The sequence below is a fragment of the Dasania sp. GY-MA-18 genome (assembly GCF_024734385.1).
GTDB lineage: Bacteria > Pseudomonadota > Gammaproteobacteria > Pseudomonadales > Dasaniaceae > Dasania > Dasania phycosphaerae.
On record NZ_JANHAP010000006.1, the window covers coordinates 82659 to 100917 of the forward strand.

Sequence of the window (18259 nt, forward strand, 5' to 3'; positions counted from 1 at the left end):
TTGCTAGAGTTGAGCGTTGTACTTAACTCTAGCAAGTTAAAGAGCTTGGCTATTTAACCTTGCTCTCTGCCCCCTTAATGCTGCGCATCATTTTACGCATAGCAGCCCAAGTGATGAGAACTGCAAAGGGCACTGAAATACCCAGCGCTGTAGTTTTATCTATGTGTATACCTTGGTGCTCAACGGCATCGTAGATATATTCCAGTAAACCCATTAAGTAATAGGCAATGGCGGCTACCGATAATCCCTCTACCGTTTGTTGCAGGCGCAGTTGCATGCCGCTGCGGTGATTCATAGAGGTGAGCAGGGCTTGGTTTTGCGCCTCTATAGAAAGTTCTACCCGGGTACGTAACAAGCTGCTGGTTTGCGCTATACGCAACGATAGGCTTTCCATGCGCTCTTTTACTGCAGCACAGGTTTTTATACCGGGGCCTAAGCGGCGGCCAATAAACTCTTGCAGGGTTTGGTAGCCGTGCATTTCTTTTTCGTGCAGCTGTTTAAGTCTGGCGTTGACTATGTCGTAGTAGGCGGTGGTAGCACCAAAACGGTAGTTGGTGTCGGAACGGTATTGTTCGATTTTAGCTGCTAGCTCAGACAGTTCTATCAGCATGCTGTTTTCGTCTATATCTTCGTTAAGGCTGGCGATGGAGTTGTTAATACTGGCCAGCTTTTCTTCCATTTTTTGTACTTGTGGCGACAGCTTACGAGCTATAGGCAGCGATAATAGTGCCATAATTCTATAGGTTTCTATCTCTAATACCCGCTGCATTAAGCGGCCAGCCTGGTAACTGTTTAAGCCCTTGTCTATTACCAGCGCACGGCTAAAGCCGTCACTGTGTATGCGGAAACTGGTGAAAACCTCGGCTTTATTACCCGCCACTTGGCTGCCAGATAAACGCATTTGTTCAAAGGCATTATCCAAATGTTCTTGAGTCATAGACTCGCTACTTTTAGCCATGGCTAAATGCACGGCGGCCATGGATTGGCCGGGTAATTTTTGCAGCCAATCACGGGGCACGTATTGCAAAGCGCGACCAGTATAAGGCTGGGTGATAAAAGATTCGGGGTCGGAACCGCTGCATATAAAGGTGTAGGTAGAAAACTCCATATGGCTTTCCCAGCGCAACTCAAAGCCGCCAAAGTTTTGGTAAAAACAAGAGGCACCCTCAGCTGGCGGGTTAATACTAAAGCGTTGGCATAGCTGAACCAGGTGCTGGTACTCGTCGGCGCGTTGCTCGCGGGCGACTAATAAGGCGATATGGGTAACACAGCAGGGGGTTTTGACCAGTGGCGAAGGGCGGTTATGCAGCTCTTCGTAAAGTTCGGCGCGGCTGGGGTGTACCTCTAATAATATGCCTGAGGAGGTCACTTGTGGGGCTTCACTGTCCGGCGTTTGCTCTTGGTTTAAGGGTTCACCAATAAATTGCTCTTGTTTTGTGGACATGTAATAAACCCTTAGCCAAATAATTATATACAGAGGCGCTACTTTACTAGCCCAATAAAAAGCGGCATAGCAGCAATCGTGCAATTAGCCCCTAAGTATTAGTATTTATTATGAAATTTTAACGACTATACGGCCAAATATGTCGCCCTGTTTAAATTGCGTGATGTAATCGTAGGCCTGTTCCAGGGGGATCTCAGTAATAAAGTCCTGAGGCAGCTGCAGCTGCCAGTCGCTGGCCAAGCGCTGCCACACGGCTAGACGGCTAGCGTTGCCTACCCCTACCGAGTCTATGCCCAGTAAATTAATGCCGCGTAAAATAAAGGGGTAAACCGTGGCATTGATTTGTGGCGAGGCCACTAAACCACTGGCAGCCACACTGCCGCCGGGGGCCAAGGTTTTAAAGATATTGACTAACGTTTCACCGCCTACGCAGTCTATGGCATGTTGCCAGCGCGGCTTGAGCAGGGCTTTGCTGGATGCGTCGGATAGCTGTTGGCGGTCTATCACCTCGCTGGCCCCTAGTTCTTTGAGTTTGTCGGCGTATTGCGCTTTACCGCTGCTGGCTATGGCCTTATAGCCGCAGCGGGCTAGCAGCGCCACGCTTAAACAGCCTACGCCGCCGGTGGCACCGGTCACTAATACGCTGTCGCCGGGTTTGGCCCCCATGGCCTCTAGCTTTAATAAACTTAGCCCGGCGGTTAGGCCAGCAGTGCCCAATTGCATGGTTTGTTGAGCGCTTAAGCCTTGAGGCAGGGGGATGGCCCAAGCCGCAGGCACGCGTATGTATTGTGATAAGCCACCGTCGGTGTGCATACCAAAGTCGTGGCCGGTGACAATCACAGCGTCGCCCTCGGTAAAGTCATCGCTATCGCTGTGCGCAACGGTGCCGACGGCGTCTACACCCGGTGTATGGGGGAAGTTTTTGGTAATGCCGGGGTGACCAGAGGTGGATAGGGCATCTTTGTAGTTGAGGCAGCTGTATTGCACTTTGATCAGTAGCTCACCCGGGGGGAGCTCGTCTACGTGGCGGGTGACGAGTTGGGTTTGGTAGCTGCCGTTGTTTTCAGTGGTGAGTAGTGCTTTGAATTGCATCGTGGGTGTTTGCCTTTTTTTGCAATGAAGTTGTTTTTTGTCATACCGGCGAAGGCCGGTATCTAGTTGCCTGTGATTTTGATCAAGGTTCTATTTTATAGTGTTTTGTTAGGCTTTGTTTCGCCTTGCTAGGCGAGTTCATTTTCTTTGTTTGCCCAAAGAAAACCGAACCAAAAGAAAGGGCACCCTAGTCCGCCGCCCTTCGGGTTCCCTGTGCTACTCAGAAATTAGCGGCCGCTGCGGAACTCGCATTTTGAAGATACTCAATCTTCAAAATGCTCAGACATCCCTCACTACTTCGTCCCGTTAAAAATCTCCGTTGCTCGGCGACTCCCAAGGGGAGTTTGGGTGCTTCGTAGTTGTATTTGAAGTGGTTTTTAGAAAGTAAAAGCGACTTCAGATAAAACTAAAATCAAATACTACTGGCTTAATTTTCACTAAACCAGCAGCATTTATTTGCAGCTTTTTTTAATGCTTTTTTAAAAAATCAACAGCTAGTGTCGACAGCGCTTCTACCCCTACCTGTAAGGCCGCTTCGTCAGCATAAAAATAGGGCGAATGATTTTTAGCTGCGGTTACGGGGTCTTGGTCGGCGGGTACTATGCCTAGCATAAAGAAAAACCCCGGTGCTTTTTGTGCCAGGTAAGAAAAATCTTCCGAGCCCATGCTGGCGGGTATGGCTTTGACTCTGTCGCTGCCTAATTGCTGTTGTAGCTTGGCCACCATTTTGTCGGTGAGTTCAGGATTGTTATAAGTCACCGGGTAGCCGTTTTGAAACTCTACTTCGGCTTTGGCGCCGGTTGCTGCAGCTATGTGCTCGGCGGTGTGGCGAATTTTATGATGTATTTCTTCCTGTGCATCGGGCATTAGGGTGCGTACTGTTCCCACAATTTCAACCTTATCGGGGATGATATTAGAGCGTACGCCGCCGGCTATTTTACCCACAGTAACAATGGTGGGGCCTGCGGTGATATTGAGTTGGCGGCTGGGGACAGTCTGTAGCCCAAGTACGACTTGCGAGGCGGCGACTATGGGGTCTACCCCGCCCCAAGGCATGGCACCGTGGGTTTGTTTGCCTTTAACGGTAATGCTGAAGTCGTCCTGGCTGGCCATGGCGCTGCCCTTGGTGTAGTAAACACTGCCTACGGGAAAGGGCATAACGTGTAAGCCTATAACGGCATCGGGGGTGGGTTTGCTCATAACCCCTTGTTTTACCATTAGCTCAGCGCCGCCTTGTTCGCCGGGTGGCGGGCCTTCTTCGGCAGGCTGAAAGATAAACTTAACCGTGCCTGGTAATTGATCGCGCATGGAGGCTAATAGCTCGGCTACGCCCATTAATATAGCCACATGGTTGTCGTGGCCGCAGGCGTGCATCACGCCGACTTTTTCACCGTCCATAAGGGTGGTGACTTTGGAGGCAAAGGGCAGGTCTACCTGCTCGCTAACCGGTAGGGCATCCATATCGGCCCGTATGGCGATGACTGGCGAGGCTTGGTTGCCGCGTAAAATGCCAACTACACCGGTATGGGCTACCCCGGTTTGTACTTCTATACCGAGTTTTTCTAAATGTTCGGCCACTAATTTGGCGGTTCTGAATTCTCTATTACCTAGCTCTGGGTGTTGGTGTATATCGCGGCGCCAAGCTATGACTTGTTGCTCTAGGGCTAGGGATTGCTGTTTTATTTTACTGTTTATATCGCTGGCGGCCTGCGAGCTAATGGCGCAGCTGGCTGCCAGTAGTAGTGCTAAGCCTTTCAGGCTTGGCAGGCAAGCGCTGGGTTTAGGTAGCCAAATTTTCATCTATACATCTCCAGAATTAGGTCTTGGATGGTTTCAGTGTGCAGTTTGTCATACTGGGTTGGCTAGCTATAGGTTATTAATAAAAGCTAAGACCCTAGCGTCACCCATAATGATTCAGGTTTAGCATAGGGTAGCGCTACTTGGGGATATACGCCCCAAGCAGGCTGGTTAATTACCGCAAATGTGGGGCTAATGTTTATAAGCTTAATAGGCAAGGGGGGCAGAGCTACAAATTGCATCGCAATTTGGACGCCTGCTTTTAAAAGGCGCCCGTAGGCCACAAGGATGCCGAAGGCATTATTGTGGCCAAGATCTGTCCCCGTAAGCCTGCGGCTTACTGCTCTTGTTCCGCCCACGCCGCCAATAGCTCATCCATGGATTTTAATCCGTGCATGGGTAGGGCGTGGTTGATAACGGTTTTAACAGCGCCGTTGGTCACCTCGGGCAGGCGGTTTTCCCACATGGCTTGGTGTAGGTTTTCCATCTCATCCCATTCACCTAGGTAGGGCTCGGGTACTTGTACGGCACCGGCGTCTATCATTTGGTTTAGGCCTAAGATTTCTGCCGCGTTACACAAGTGGGTGCCCACTATGGATGCGGTAGGCATCAATATTTGACGCTGACGCATCCACACTTGCGGTGCGTAGAAGCTGTAACGTTTGCCGCCCATGTCACCGGCGTAAATCACTATGCCGGTATGGGGTTTTACCATCATGGTGGAGGCGAACAGTGAGTCGGTGTGCGCACGCTCTATGATGATGTCGGGCTGGCCGCGGGGGTTGTCCTCAGAGCGCAGCAATTTACCTACTGCTTTGCCTATGGGTTTAAGGGTGTTTTCGTTCATTAAACGTACGCACTCTTTAAACTCTGGCGACTCGGGGTTGGGTAAATCAGCCATGGTGTCTGGCCAGTCGAACTCGGGCTCGCGGCGTTTGATTTCCGCCAAGCTCACTGCGCCTAAAACGGCATCACCAAAGCCCAGTGACATCACAAAATCGCGTTCGGCATCGGTGTCGGTAACCACCACTATGCGCAATGATGAGGCGCGGCCAGCTTCTATGGCGGCCAGGGCTTCGTTGTCACGCTGGCCGGTGCGGCTGCCGTAGAAGATAACCGTGGCCTGGCCGGGGCGGGCTTTGGCTTTGCGTAACATCTCGGTGGCAGAGCAGCTACCGGGCTTGCCTATAAAGGTCATGTGGTAACCGGCGGAGGCGCCGAAGTAAGTCATCACGCCGTTTTCACCCAGCGCTTGGAAGCTGCGCGGGAAGGCGGTTTCACCGGCGTGGGATAGGCCGTGGGTGCACAGCTCACCGTCATTAGCTGCGCGTACGGCGTTTAAGAAACCTTCACCTTGTTGCTGCCACTGTGCCCACTGTGAGGGCTCAACAGGTACTTTAGTGAAGCAATCTTTAATGGCGGGGTCTTTGCGGTTAATACCCGCAGAGCCTTGCTTGCGCAAGTATTCACAGCGCTCCTCCGACGACACCATGCCGGTGATCTTGGCGCCAGCGGCCAGGCCTAACTCCACTGACCAAGCGCCGGTACCCGAAGCGGCACCTTCAACAAACATGCGGTCGCCTTGGCGTAACTCTAAGGCGCGGAACAGGGCACGGTAGGCGGTACCAGCAGGCAGCATATAAGAGCCAGCCGCTTCTAAGCTTAGGTCTGCGGCGGGGGCTATCATCTGCGGGCCCGAGCAAATCATAAACTGTTGATGTGAGCCGTCTGGCGATTGGTAGCCCTGTATGTGAAAGTCGGTGAACATGGGGTCTACACCGGCGGCAGGGTCTAGCACATCAGATACGCCTGAATAAACCACTACCAGTTTGCCTACGGCTAAGCGGCCTTCGCTCTGTAGGCCTTCGCCCATTTTCGCCACTATGCCTATGCCGCCAGAGCCGGTGACGTGTATATCTTCATCGTGCTCGTCGAACAAGGAGATGGGGATGCCGGTAATGGCCCAGATATCGTTGTAGTTAAGCTCAGAGGTGAGCATATACACCAAAGCTTCATTAGCTTCTGGCTGCGGTACCGGGATGATTACTTCTTCCTCTACATCTATGGGGTCGCCGTGTTTGGCGGCACCGGTTTGGGCATCACGCACTGCGGCCTTGGCTAGTTGGTAGGGTGGGATGGGGGTGATACCAGCTAGGTAAGGAGCACCCATGGGCAGCATGTGGCCCTCGGCTATGAGTGCGTCTTTTTCGCTGATATCTTTGCGGGCGCGGCTGGGCAGGGCGGGTGACTGTTTATCCATAAACAGCTGTATGCCTTTTTTGCCGCCGTTTTCTGCGTCCATAACAAACTGGGCGAAGGTGTCTATCTCGCTGTTTAAGCCAGCCTTAAAGCCTTGCTCAAAGCCTAGCTTAACCAAGTTGACTATGGCCTGGGCTACGGGGCCGCGGCCTGCTTGCTCGGAAGCCTTAAGGCAGATTTGCACATAGTCGTCATCTAAGGTCGCTGTGGGGAAGCTGGCTGTTTGGTTCCAGCGAGCTACCGCCTCGTGACGGTTGTTCATGGCCGTGATGGCCGTGCCACTGCCATTGATGGCAGCTTCTCGTGCCAGGGCTTGTGCAGCAGGTAATACGCTGTCAGCGCCAGTGCAGTACTTATCTACCAAGCCAAATTCATTGGCCTGTTGGCCTTTGATTTGACGGCCTGATAACAACATGGCCATGGCGCGATTCAAACCGGTGATAGCATCATCGCCCGCTGCATCCATCAACACTCGCGGTAAACGCTGAGTGCCGCCGTAACCCGGTGGCAGGTACAGGTTGATTTCGGGCTGGCCGAAAATCGTGCGGCTGTTGGCTACGCGCATATGACAGGCCAGCGCCATCTCGCAGCCACCACCTAGGGCTACGCCCTCAACGGCTGCTATTACGGGCTTGCTCATATTCTCGATCATATTGGCAACGGCATGCGCCTTAGAGGGCAATGAGCGCGCAGCGGCGGCATCATGTACGTCTTCTAATAATTGGCGTACGTCGGCACCGGCTACAAAGGCTTTGTTGCCAGCACCGGCCAACACTACTGCGCCTATGTCTGAGCGACGGGCGATATGGGTAAGGGCGGTTTCCAATTCATCCAATAAACGCTCGGATAAGGCGTTAACCGGCGGGTTGCTAATAGTGACGGTGGCCACGCGTATGGTTTCACCGTTTTTATCGGCAACCGGTGCATATTCGATGCGCAAAGTGCGGGTGTTTTCTACTATGGTTTGGCGCTCGGCACGGTCTTGGCCTGCTTGCCATTTAGCCACGGCTGCGCGTATTTCATCTAGGCACTCTGGGTTGCGCAGGGTAGAGGTATCACCTAAGTCTTCCCCTAGCACTATGGCTTTTAGGAAGCGGCGCATGTATTTACCGCTGCGAGTTTCTGGGAAAGCCGACAGCGAAATAAAGTCAGAGGGCACGGCCACCACGCCTTTTTCTTCGCGCACTAATTCTTTTAAGCGGCGCTCGTCGTCGCGGGTGATATGCGAATCGCCCATGGGCAAAATAAAGGCCAAGGGGGTTAAGCCTTTTTCACTGTGGGGCGCGCCTATAACAATACAGTTACCCACTTTTGATTCGGGGTTTACTTGTTTGTCTTTTAAGATTGCGCCTTCAATTTCTTCGGTACCCATGCGGTGGCCCGAGACGTTAATAACATCATCAGAGCGGCCGTGTAAGGAGAAGCTGCCATCTTGGTAACTGCGGGCAAAGTCGCCTTGTAGATAACCGTAAGCTGGAGTGCCATCTTGCTTGCAGTAGCGGCCAAAGTAAGTGCTTTCGAAGCGCGCAATATCACCTTTCCATTCGGGCTTACCCACATTGGCGGCGTCGCCCCAAACGGTGCGAGCCAAATAGGGGTAGGGGCGGGCGATGACCACTTCGCCTTTTTCATCGTGTTGAGCAGAGCGGAAAGCCACCCGGCCCTGCGCATTAGCTTCGCCTTGGGGTATCCAGATGTCGCCAAATATCCACGGTAGTGGGTAGGTGTGAGTGTCTGCGCGCAGCGGTAAATCTTTGTTGCCGTAGGGGTGGGTCCAGACTATGCCGCCGTGTTCGGTGGCCCAGTAAGAGTTGATGTACTGTGGGGTCATCAACTCCATGGCAAATTCTTGTACCGAAGGTGAGGTGGGTTCGGCGCAGAAGGTGGCTACTTTTAGTGAGGACATATCGTAGCGCTCAACGTCGGCGCGGTTTTGGTTGTTGGTCATTATCCCCTTTAAGAAGGTAGAACCCGCTTTAAATATAGTGACGCCATAGCGCTCGATAATGGATGAGAATCTACCGGTGTGTGGAAACACGGGCGAGCCTTCGGTTACCACGCTGCTAACCCGCGATGATAGGGCGGCGCTAATCATATAGGACTGGCCGGTGATCCAGCCGGGGTCGGCGATGACCCACATCACGTCTTTGCCGGGCACAGCATCAAACGCGACTTTCATGGTTTCGGTGATACCGGCGATATAGCCACCGTGTACGTGTACTACGCCTTTAGGTTTGCCGGTAGAGCCTGAGGTGTAGATGATAAACATGGGGAACTCGGCATCTACCGCTACAGGTGGCACGGATTGATAAAGTGCTGCCACTAAGTCTTGATCGCTTAGCGCGTTTAAGTCGGCGCGTGAGTTTAGGCCCGCGTTTGTTAGGATTTTTTGCTCGGCGGCGGCTAGTAAATCATGCGCCCACACATCGCGGCCTTCTGACCAAGGCAGGTCGTTTAGGGCGACGTGGCGCACCACTATCACTTTTTCTACCCGCGCCGGTGAGTTAGAAAGGGCGGCGGCTAATTCGCCGCGCAGTTCGGCGGTGTCTTCGGCACTGAGTTGCGCTTTGGCTAAAATTTTACCCACTTCACGCATGACTTCGGCGCGGCTTAGGGTGATTTCACTACCTAATACTTCGGTGACGTGAGCAACGATTTTGTTTTTTAATGCGCCGTCAACGTTGGCATTGGCCAGAATATCTAATGCGGACGTGATAGAGATGTATTTATCCAAAGCCGGGTCGCTATAAATTTCTTTAAAGCCCGCTACCTCGGCGTTGCGCGAGGCGCCGTCGGCGGTGATAACCACTTTCGCTCCGGCGTTTTCTATGCGGTCGGATAAGGTTTTATCCGAGAAACCACCAAATACCGGGGTGTAGATTACGCCTACCCGCTTGGCGGCTTCGGTCCACACAATTTGCTCCAGTATATTAGGCATGTTGATGGCAATGCGGTCACCGCATGTTAAGCCTAGGTCACGCAGGGCTTGCGCGGCGAGTACCGACTGAATCATTAAGTCGCGACGCGACATGCTGTAGTGTTGTACCGGGCCGCCTTTGCCGTTGTTGGCGGTGGGGTCCCAGCGGTCGCCTTCGTAGAAAAAGGCGGTTTCAGCACCGTGGCCGGCTAATACGTGGCGGTCAACTTCGTTGAAGGCGGCGTTGGTTTTGCCGCCTATAAACCAGCGGTAAAAGGGCGCTTCGCTTTCGTCCAGGGCGGTGCTCCAAGGTGTCCAGCTGGCTAAGTCAGCGGGTTTGCCGTTGGCATCCCAGCCGGTCCAGCCGTTGTCGTTTTTTGTTAGCCAGGCGTTTTGTTCGGGGTTAAACCAATGGCAGTTTTTGGCGGCGATGTCACCGTGAAAGGCGCCTAGGTCTTGTTCGCAGTCGGCGCGCATTTGCTGCCAGTCATCGCCGCTACGTATGGGGTTTTGCATTATGCTGGCTGGTACTTTGGGGGTGTATGCAGTGTTGTTGCTCATGGTATCTCCTACTGGCGTGCGGGCTCTAAGGCTTGCTTAGCCAGAGATGGCTTCAAGTTTAAGGTTAATCATTTGCAGAGGCTGCCGCTGTTGCAGCCCTCTGGTATCAGCACACGTTGCTGAAAATTTCTTTATAAATGGCAATGATCTGATCGCTGTCAGGGATTACCGGGTTGTTGCCGGGTGAGCCTGAGGCTATGGCTTGCTCGGCCATGGTTGGCAGTAAATCCATAAAGCGCTGCCTGTCTATGCCGTATTGCTCTGGGCTGGGCACTTCCAGCTCTTGGTTTAGGCGTCGCAGCTCGGCCAGTAATACGGTGTTGGCGGTAGCGTCGTCGCAGTCGGCGGGTACCATTTCCATAGCGCGGGCGCAGTCGGCGTAGCGCTCTACACAGTGCGGCACCGAAAAGGCGGTTACTGCAGGCAGCAACATGGCGTTGCTTAAGCCGTGGGGCACATGGAAGTTGGCACCTATAGGGCGGCTCATGCCGTGTACCAGCGCCACGCTGGCATTAGAAAATGCCATGCCCGCCTGGCAGGCACCTAGCATCATGGCTTCGCGGGCCTCGCGGTTGCTTAGGTCCTCGCAAACTTTACGTATGTTTTTGTAGATGATCTTCATGGCTGCTAGCGCCAGCGCATCGGAGAATAGGTTGGCCTTGCGGCTAACATAGGCCTCCATGGCGTGAGTCATGCTGTCTATGCCCGTGTCGGCGGTGAGGCGATAGGGCATGGTGAGGGTCATTTCAAAATCTACCAGTGCTGCTACTGGCATAAAGGCGCGGCCCATAAGCAGCATTTTTTCGTCGCTCTCGGCATCGGTGATGATGGTGACTTTGGTGGCCTCAGAGCCGGTGCCGGCAGTGGTGGGTATGGCGATGATGGGCAGGCCGGGCACGCTGTTGTTGATGGGGGCCTTGTAATCGCGCACGGCACCGCCTTTCACCGCTAGCAAAGAAACGGCCTTGGCGGTATCCATGGGGCTGCCGCCACCCAAGCCGACTACACAGTCGTAATCGCCTTCGCCTAGCGCGGCTAGGGCTGCGGTAACGGTGGCGGTGGTGGGGTCGTTGGGTACATCGTTGAACACGCCATAGTTAATATTGGCGGCCTCCAAGGTGTCGGTAACGCGTTTGAGGTAGCCGTATTTGGTGACTACGGGGCCGGTGATAAATAAAGGTTTGCTCAAGCCCATTTGCGCTAACACATCGGGCAGGCATAGGCTGGCGCCAGCGCCAATTTGCATAATGCCTGGCACTAAGATATTCGAAGACATAAGTCTCTCCATCGGTTGCAATGTCAAATTTAAAAAAATTTAGTTATGGCAATGACTGACGGTGGATGATCAATTCAACGTTAAGGCATTGAATTTTCACAAAGACATTTGGTGCTGCCTTGCAAAAACTTTACAGAGCTTAGGGTGGGCTCTGGCTTGAGAATGATAGGCGTTTTGACTATCACTGTTGGTGGAACACGCCAGTGTATTAACTGGGCAGTGTTCGGGTATGCCTGCGAGGTGTGCCCGCCGGCATGGACTACGAGCGATGGTTAAGGCCAGCTTTTCGGATAGATTGGCAGCTTTGCGCATCGGCTCTGCTTACGTTATGAGTACAGTTGATACCCGACATAAGCATTTTTTATGTAAACCGAATAATAGTTCGGTTAGGTGGCTAGATACTACAAACAATCCTTACCCAAAAGCAAATACTTTTATCAAATTGTGAATATTCACAGTTTTGATAGTTGTAGGGAGATCGCTGGTTTTTACGGAATAAACGCGCTGGTTTCTTAGAACTTTTTGCAGGGCTGGAACGAGGGGAGGGGGAGTTGTCGGCAGCCAGAGACCGCCGACAGTGCGCTAAATGACTGACATTTAGCGCATAGCTTGGGCTTATTTAAGGCCTGAAATCGCTTTCACTTCCAGGAAGTCTACAAAGCCATGTGGGCCCCATTCACGGCCGTTACCCGACTGTTTGAAACCGCCAAAGGGGGTGTCGTAGTCGCCGTAGCTGCCGTTAATGTTGATGTTACCAGCGCGTATGCGTGAGGCCACATAGCGTATGGTTTTTTCATCTTTACCCTGTATATAGCCAGCCAGGCCATAAGGGGTGTCGTTGGCTATTGCTATGGCTTCATCCAAAGTGTTGTAAGGGATGATGCAGAACACAGGGCCAAAGATTTCTTCACGGGCAATAATCATATCGTTATTGCAGTTGGTGAAGATGGTGGGCTTGATGTAATAGCCTTTTTCTAAGCCTTCAGGGCGGCCTGTGCCACCGCATAATAGCTCTGAACCTTCATCTATGCCGGCCTGGATCAAGCTTTGGATTTTGCTGAATTGTACATCGCTAACCACGGGGCCCATGGTCGTGCCTTCGGCCTTAGGGTCGCCAGTAACAACTGTGGCGGCGGCTCTGGCTGCAATTTCATTGACTTCAGCTAGTTTGCTGGCAGGGACTAACATACGCGAAGGAGCGTTACAGGACTGGCCGGTGTTGCTAAACATGTCCAGTGTGCTTTCGGTGATGCATTTTTCTAGATCGGCATCTTCCAATACGATGTTGGCTGATTTGCCACCTAGCTCTTGAGCTACACGTTTAACGGTAGGGGCAGCGTTTTGTGCCACTAAAGTACCTGCACGGGTAGAGCCGGTGAAAGACACCATATCAATTTCAGGGTGAGTAGAAATAGCTGTGCCTACTGCTGGGCCATCGCCGTTCACCATGTTGAGTACACCAGCGGGTACGCCTGCTTCGTGCATGATTTTGGTGAAGACATAGGCAGATAAAGGCGCTACTTCCGAAGGCTTAAGTACCACGGTACAACCCACGGCTAGTGCGGGCGCGACTTTACAGGCGATTTGGTTGATGGGCCAGTTCCAAGGAGTGATAAAACCACACACACCTATAGGCTCCATCACAATTTCAGAGTTGCCTAGCTCTTCGTTAAATTCGTAGGTTTTTAAGGCTTTAAGAGCTGACTGAAAGTGACCTAGGCCGGTATGAGCCTGGCCGCCTTTGGCTAGCTTGGTGGGTGCACCCATTTCTTCAGAGATGGCATCGGCCACCTCATCGTAGTACTTTTTATAGACCTCGATGATTCTTTCAAGCAGTGCGATGCGCTCTTCGCGGCTGCTATAGCCGTAGCTGTTAAAGGCGGCGCGGGCAGCTTTAGCGGCTGCGTCAACGTCTGCCTCTGAGCCCATAGAGATTTGCGCACAAACCTCTTCATTGGCGGGGTTGATAACATCTAAGAGCTTGGGCTCTACAGGTGCTACCCATTGGCCGTTAATGTAAAACTGGTCGTAAATTCGCATGGGGGTACTCCACTTCTTTAGTCCAAATACGCGATTAGGGGCCATTATAAGCTATTGCTAAGCTTATTGGACCTCGGTTTGTGCTGATTGCGGAAACTTATGGTTTTCCGCCTGGCGGATGATGATCTCCCCTAAGCCTAGGGTGAATAACACGCCGATTAATACTGGCCATTGCACCCCTTCGCCGGGTATGTAAATAAACAGGAATATGGTTAAACCTAGTACCGACATACAGAGGTAGGCTGCCAATTTGGCCACGGCGTCACCACCGGGGATTTTATAGGGGCGGGGGTGGTCTGGGTCGGTTTTGCGCATGCGCACAAACGACAACAACATGCCTTGGTAAGGTAATAAGAAGATTACCGCGCTAAAGGCAAATAGCGACCAGAATAGATCTTCGTTACTGCCTGAAATAAAACCGTATAGCAGCAAGGTGGCGGTGCTTACGGCACCGGTTAGTATGGCTGCGCCTACAGGCGTGCCGCGGGTGGGGTGCTCTATGCCAAATACTTTGGGTAGCTCGCCATCGTGGGCGGCTTCCGCCGCTGCGCGGTTGCAACCCAAAGACCAGGTTACACCGTTAGAGAAGAAGGTATATAAAGCAGCAACACCTAAGGCCAGTGCCGTGGCCTGCCCTAAGGGGGATTCACCTAAAAATAGGTATAGCGTATCCATTAAACCTTCAACTAGGTTGATGTCGCCAGCGGGTATGGCCGCCAAGATGGCGATGGTGGCAAGTATGTACAGCAGGATGATGATAGTAGCTGATAAAAAGATGGCTTTGGGTACATCTTTAGCCGGGTTTTTCATTTCGTCACTACTGGCGCTGATCAGCTCAAAACCCAGCATGCCATAGATGATGGCGGGGATGTATTGCAGGCTGCTGCCCAAGTCTGGCGTTAGGGTCTCCCAGTTTAAGGGGTTGGCCATGCCGTGGCTTTGGGTGTAGTTGAGGGCGCCAAAAATCAGTACTAAAAAGACCACAACTTTTAATATGGCACCGATATTGGGTACCCATTTACCTATATTAAGGGTGATAACGTTAACCCCTACGGCAATCCAGGTAAGGGCTATGCCCATCATAATCTGGCTGTTTAGCGATAGTTCGGGGTAAAACAGCTGTTTAAATATGCCGGCAAACAGGATAAAGATAGCTGGCATCCACACTGCAGTGTTAACCCAGTAGCCCCAAGTGGCTCTTGAGGCCCAGCGGCCGCCAAAGGCTTTTTTAATCCAGGCGTAAATGCCGCCCTGTTCGGGGTAGGCACAGCCCATTTCGGCGCAGATTAAAGCAAAGGGAATAAGAAAGATGCCGCAGAGAAAGACCCACCAAAAAATGCTGGAGGCACCTACAGAGGCTGCCGCCGCTAAGGTATCTAGTAATAAGATGGCTGAGACGGTAAATAGGACCAAATCTTTTTGGCCTAGCGTTTTAGTGTGATGAGGGGTGCTCATAGTACTCCTGGCCTTGTGGGCGTGGTAAATACTGGATTATCAAAAAAAAGGTTCTACTCTTGTTAGCGTAGCTTGGCATAGCTTTGGGAAAAATGAATTACCCCAAAGGGGTGGTGCGTTTTTTCCTTTATATGGGCTACAGTTATGCTGACGGTGTATATCATGGAACAGTTATATGCCTAATATCTATAAAAAGAGGTCTTAAACCTTAGGGGACTATATACAGCTTGAGATGCTGATTTGGTGTGGTTTCACCATGCTAAAGCAAGTCTATAGGCTGCAATGTAGTAACAACATAACAATGAAATATTTGAGGCAGATTATGATACCTAGCACATTCATGAATGGCGCTTGTAAGTTGGCCAGTCCCAATCTAAAAAAACTTTTTAAACTCTCAGCCCTCAGTTTGGCAGTAGCTAGTACATCAGCTTACTCTAAAGTGTTGGAAGAGATGATTGTTACCGTACAAAAGCGTGAGCAAACCATGCAGGATATCCCTGTAGCGGTTTCGGCCTTTAACGGTGAAGACATGGTAAACATGGGCGTGGGCGATATTCGCGGCCTAGTTGACCTAACCCCAGGCTTTAACGGTAAAACCGAAGACAGCTTTATTGATGCCTTGGCTATACGTGGCATCGTGACCAACGACTTTGGTATAGGTGGTGATCCATCAGTTGCTATTTTTGTCGATAACGTTTGGGCTGGCCGTAACGGCGGCGTACAAATGGCGTTTTACGACATGGCTAGAGCCGAGGTTGTTAAAGGTCCACAAAGTACACTATTTGGCCGTAACGCTATCGCCGGTGGTATTAACATCGTTACCAACGAGCCTAATGAATTAGAAGAAGGTGCGATTGCGGTTACTGTCGATGAGCACGGCTACGATGCTAACGGTATGATTAACGTGCCTTTAACGGACGAGTGGTTCTTCCGTGCTGCAGCGTTTACTAAAGATGCCGATGGCTGGTTAGAAAACGTAGAGGGTGGCGATGATTTAGGTGCCAACGAAGTATTTTCTACTCGCTTGGGTTTAAAGTATGCCGGTGAAGATGTAGAAGCCGTTTTCCGTATGGGCTACGAAGATAGAGAGCAAGACGCCTCTGTTTACTGGACGCCGATTAATGGTTTGCCAGAAGATAAAGTGGCTACAGATTTAGGCTCTGACGGTTTTGATAAGAGTGAGATCTTTAGCGCACAGGCTAATGTTAGCTGGTTTATTAACTCAGATTACACCATGTTATCGGTTACCGGCTATAAAAGTTATGACTTCGATTACTTAGAGGATTATGACGGTACTAGCAGTAAAGTAAATAACTATGGCCAGCAGCAAGAAGTTGATTATATCAGCCAAGAGTTTCGCCTAGTGTATGAAGGCGAAGGTAATATCACATGGTTTGCGGGTATCAGTGCTTACCAAGAAGATATCGATGCGCGCTTTGATTATCAATATGATGAAGATGCTTTATGTGCAGCGATAAGCCAGACTGACTCTGCTGATTTCTTTGGTCCTGCAACGGGTTGTGCGGATCAAAACTTTGAGGATTATTGGGATGAAGTAACGGTTCAGGGTACTGGTAGCCAAATATCTCAAGCCGATATTCTTAGTGATAAGTCTGAAGTGTTTCTTGATACGCTAAAAAGCACCGGCTGGTCGGTATACGGCGACATTAACATGATGTTTATGGATGATCGTTTAGGCGTTACCGTGGGTGGCCGTTACACCATGGATAAGAAAGAGATGGAAATTGAAATCTTGGATTCAGGCGGTGCATTAGGCAATAACTTCGGCGTAGAGTTTTACACCGATGGTGCTGTAAAAGATGACGAAGAGTGGAGCGAGTTTACTCCGCGTTTAGCTGTTAACTTTGATGCAACTGATGACATCTCTGTTTACTATAACTGGGCTAAAGGCTACAAAACTGGCGGTTATTCTACCTTTGGTGTGTTAAATGATGGTGTTGATGCTAATGGCGCGGCCATAAATCCAATGCCTTTGTCTTTTGACCCCGAAGAAACCACCAACAATGAAATTGGTATGAAGTCGGTATTACTAGATGGCAGTATGCAGCTTAACCTTGCTTACTTCACTTATAAGTACACTGACTTACAGTTGATCATTTTCGAAAGTGGTGCGTCTTTAGTTAAAAACCTGGGTGAAGCTGAAACCGAAGGTGTAGAGATGGACGTAAACTGGGCGCCAGGTGAGCGCTGGAGTATACGTGCGGCTGCAGCTTGGATGGACACCGAGATCACTGAAGAGATAGAAGCTGGTGACGGTAGCAAAGGTAATAAGTTACAAATGGCGCCAGATTTTTCGGGCTCTATTATCACTACTTACACCGTACCCGTAGAAAAGGGTGAAGTTTATGTAACCGGTACTTATATCTATCAAGGTGAAGTGTTTGGTGGACCTGGTAACTTCCAGTCAGCAAAAGTTGATGAGTGGGAGCAGATTGACCTACGCTTCGGCTACCGCAGCTACGATGAGTGGTCGGTAACCTTGTGGATAGAGAACATCACTAACGAAGAATACTTCGAGCGTGGTTGGGAAAATGCCGATGAGGATAACACCGGTGGTTACGGTGTAGTTAATAGCTTGGTATGGCCAAACCGTCCCCGCACTGCTGGTGTTACCTTCGACATGAAGTTCTAAAATTTATTTTAGCCTAAGTTAATGGGCTAAAATGATTTGTACAACAAAAGCGAAGCTTTTATAGGCTTCGCTTTTTTTTGTGCTGGTATTTTGTGATACTGATGCCATTAAAATAAAAACTAGAGATTAGTTGTTATGAGTAAACCTTTTGAATTACTGTGTGCTACTGGTTTTATCACTGAGGCCGAGCAGCAGAAGCTACGCGATATCGCTTTGGATTATTGGCGCCAGGGTGTGCTAGAGGGTAACCCCAAAGGCCCACATAGGTATAGAGCCAAAATTTGGGGTACAGAGTATTGCAATGATCTTATTAAGCGCCTGGGTGGCCGTATTATTGAGTTTTTTCAGTTACAGGGTTGCCCGGTGGATCCGCAGCTGGGGTGGATTATTTCCCTTATAGAAAAAGGTGGCCAGGTACACCCGCATTACGATAAATACCCCTACCATGATGAATATAAAGCCAAGCATGTGCGCTGTAATATTATGGTGGATAAAGAAAACGCCAGTGGTAATCCCGTTATTGAAGGGCAAATAGTTGATGTGCCTGAGCGAGCAGTATGGGGCTTTTTCCCCAGTGAGGCCGAGCATGCCACCCAATTAGTGGATGTGAGTAGGCCGCGTATAGTGTTTCAGTTTGGGTTTGTGGTGCCGGAGGATTATCATTTTCCGCATAGCGGTAAATGATAAGTGGCAAGCTTTAAGTGGTAAGTTGCAAGTAATAAAGATGAGATAAGATCCGTTTGTTCTTGGGGCTTGCCGCTTGAT

At 50.8% G+C, this 18259-nt stretch carries 9 protein-coding genes; 2 read left to right on the plus strand and 7 right to left on the minus strand.

Annotation, left to right across the window (positions count from 1 at the left end; genetic code table 11):
* Window positions 1-49: 49 nt before the first annotated feature.
* From NO559_RS08690 to NO559_RS08720, 7 genes are all read right to left on the minus strand, one after another.
* Window positions 50-1444: a DUF3422 family protein gene (locus tag NO559_RS08690; protein ID WP_258331424.1), complete on the minus strand. Its 1395-nt coding sequence runs from the start codon at window positions 1442-1444 to the stop codon at window positions 50-52.
* A 108-nt stretch (window positions 1445-1552) separates the two neighbouring features.
* Window positions 1553-2536, minus strand: coding sequence for a YhdH/YhfP family quinone oxidoreductase (locus tag NO559_RS08695; RefSeq protein WP_258331425.1), 984 nt, complete (start codon window positions 2534-2536; stop codon window positions 1553-1555).
* A 468-nt stretch (window positions 2537-3004) separates the two neighbouring features.
* The gene (locus NO559_RS08700; protein WP_258331426.1) at window positions 3005-4336 is read right to left on the minus strand and encodes an amidohydrolase; all 1332 of its coding nucleotides are present in this window, start codon (window positions 4334-4336) and stop codon (window positions 3005-3007) included.
* 334 nt (window positions 4337-4670) lie between these two features.
* Window positions 4671-10070: an AMP-binding protein gene (locus NO559_RS08705; RefSeq protein WP_258331427.1), complete on the minus strand. Its 5400-nt coding sequence runs from the start codon at window positions 10068-10070 to the stop codon at window positions 4671-4673.
* 106 nt (window positions 10071-10176) lie between these two features.
* Window positions 10177-11346 (minus strand): iron-containing alcohol dehydrogenase, encoded by a 1170-nt coding sequence (locus NO559_RS08710; RefSeq protein WP_258331428.1) that lies wholly within the window; start codon window positions 11344-11346, stop codon window positions 10177-10179.
* Between the two features lie 615 nt (window positions 11347-11961).
* Window positions 11962-13386 (minus strand): aldehyde dehydrogenase family protein, encoded by a 1425-nt coding sequence (locus NO559_RS08715; RefSeq protein ID WP_258331429.1) that lies wholly within the window; start codon window positions 13384-13386, stop codon window positions 11962-11964.
* Window positions 13387-13449: 63 nt separating this feature from the next.
* Window positions 13450-14841, minus strand: coding sequence for an APC family permease (locus NO559_RS08720; protein WP_258331430.1), 1392 nt, complete (start codon window positions 14839-14841; stop codon window positions 13450-13452).
* A 406-nt stretch (window positions 14842-15247) separates the two neighbouring features.
* On the opposite strand from NO559_RS08720, the gene NO559_RS08725 reads away from it, so the two are divergent.
* Both NO559_RS08725 and NO559_RS08730 read left to right on the plus strand, forming a co-directional pair.
* Window positions 15248-17494, plus strand: coding sequence for a TonB-dependent receptor (locus tag NO559_RS08725; protein WP_258331431.1), 2247 nt, complete (start codon window positions 15248-15250; stop codon window positions 17492-17494).
* Between the two features lie 135 nt (window positions 17495-17629).
* The gene (locus NO559_RS08730) at window positions 17630-18178 is read left to right on the plus strand and encodes a hypothetical protein (protein WP_258331432.1); all 549 of its coding nucleotides are present in this window, start codon (window positions 17630-17632) and stop codon (window positions 18176-18178) included.
* Window positions 18179-18259 lie beyond the last annotated feature (81 nt).

Bases quoted from the DNA above. Each gene is read 5' to 3' on its own strand.
- NO559_RS08705 (WP_258331427.1), bottom strand. From the start codon at position 10,070: ATGAGCAACAACACTGCATACACCCCCAAAGTACCAGCCAGCATAATG.
- NO559_RS08730 (WP_258331432.1), top strand. From the start codon at position 17,630: ATGAGTAAACCTTTTGAATTACTGTGTGCTACTGGTTTTATCACTGAG.
- NO559_RS08715 (WP_258331429.1), bottom strand. From the start codon at position 13,386: ATGCGAATTTACGACCAGTTTTACATTAACGGCCAATGGGTAGCACCT.
- NO559_RS08700 (WP_258331426.1), bottom strand. From the start codon at position 4,336: ATGAAAATTTGGCTACCTAAACCCAGCGCTTGCCTGCCAAGCCTGAAA.
- NO559_RS08720 (WP_258331430.1), bottom strand. From the start codon at position 14,841: ATGAGCACCCCTCATCACACTAAAACGCTAGGCCAAAAAGATTTGGTC.
- NO559_RS08710 (WP_258331428.1), bottom strand. From the start codon at position 11,346: ATGTCTTCGAATATCTTAGTGCCAGGCATTATGCAAATTGGCGCTGGC.
- NO559_RS08695 (WP_258331425.1), bottom strand. From the start codon at position 2,536: ATGCAATTCAAAGCACTACTCACCACTGAAAACAACGGCAGCTACCAA.
- NO559_RS08690 (WP_258331424.1), bottom strand. From the start codon at position 1,444: ATGTCCACAAAACAAGAGCAATTTATTGGTGAACCCTTAAACCAAGAG.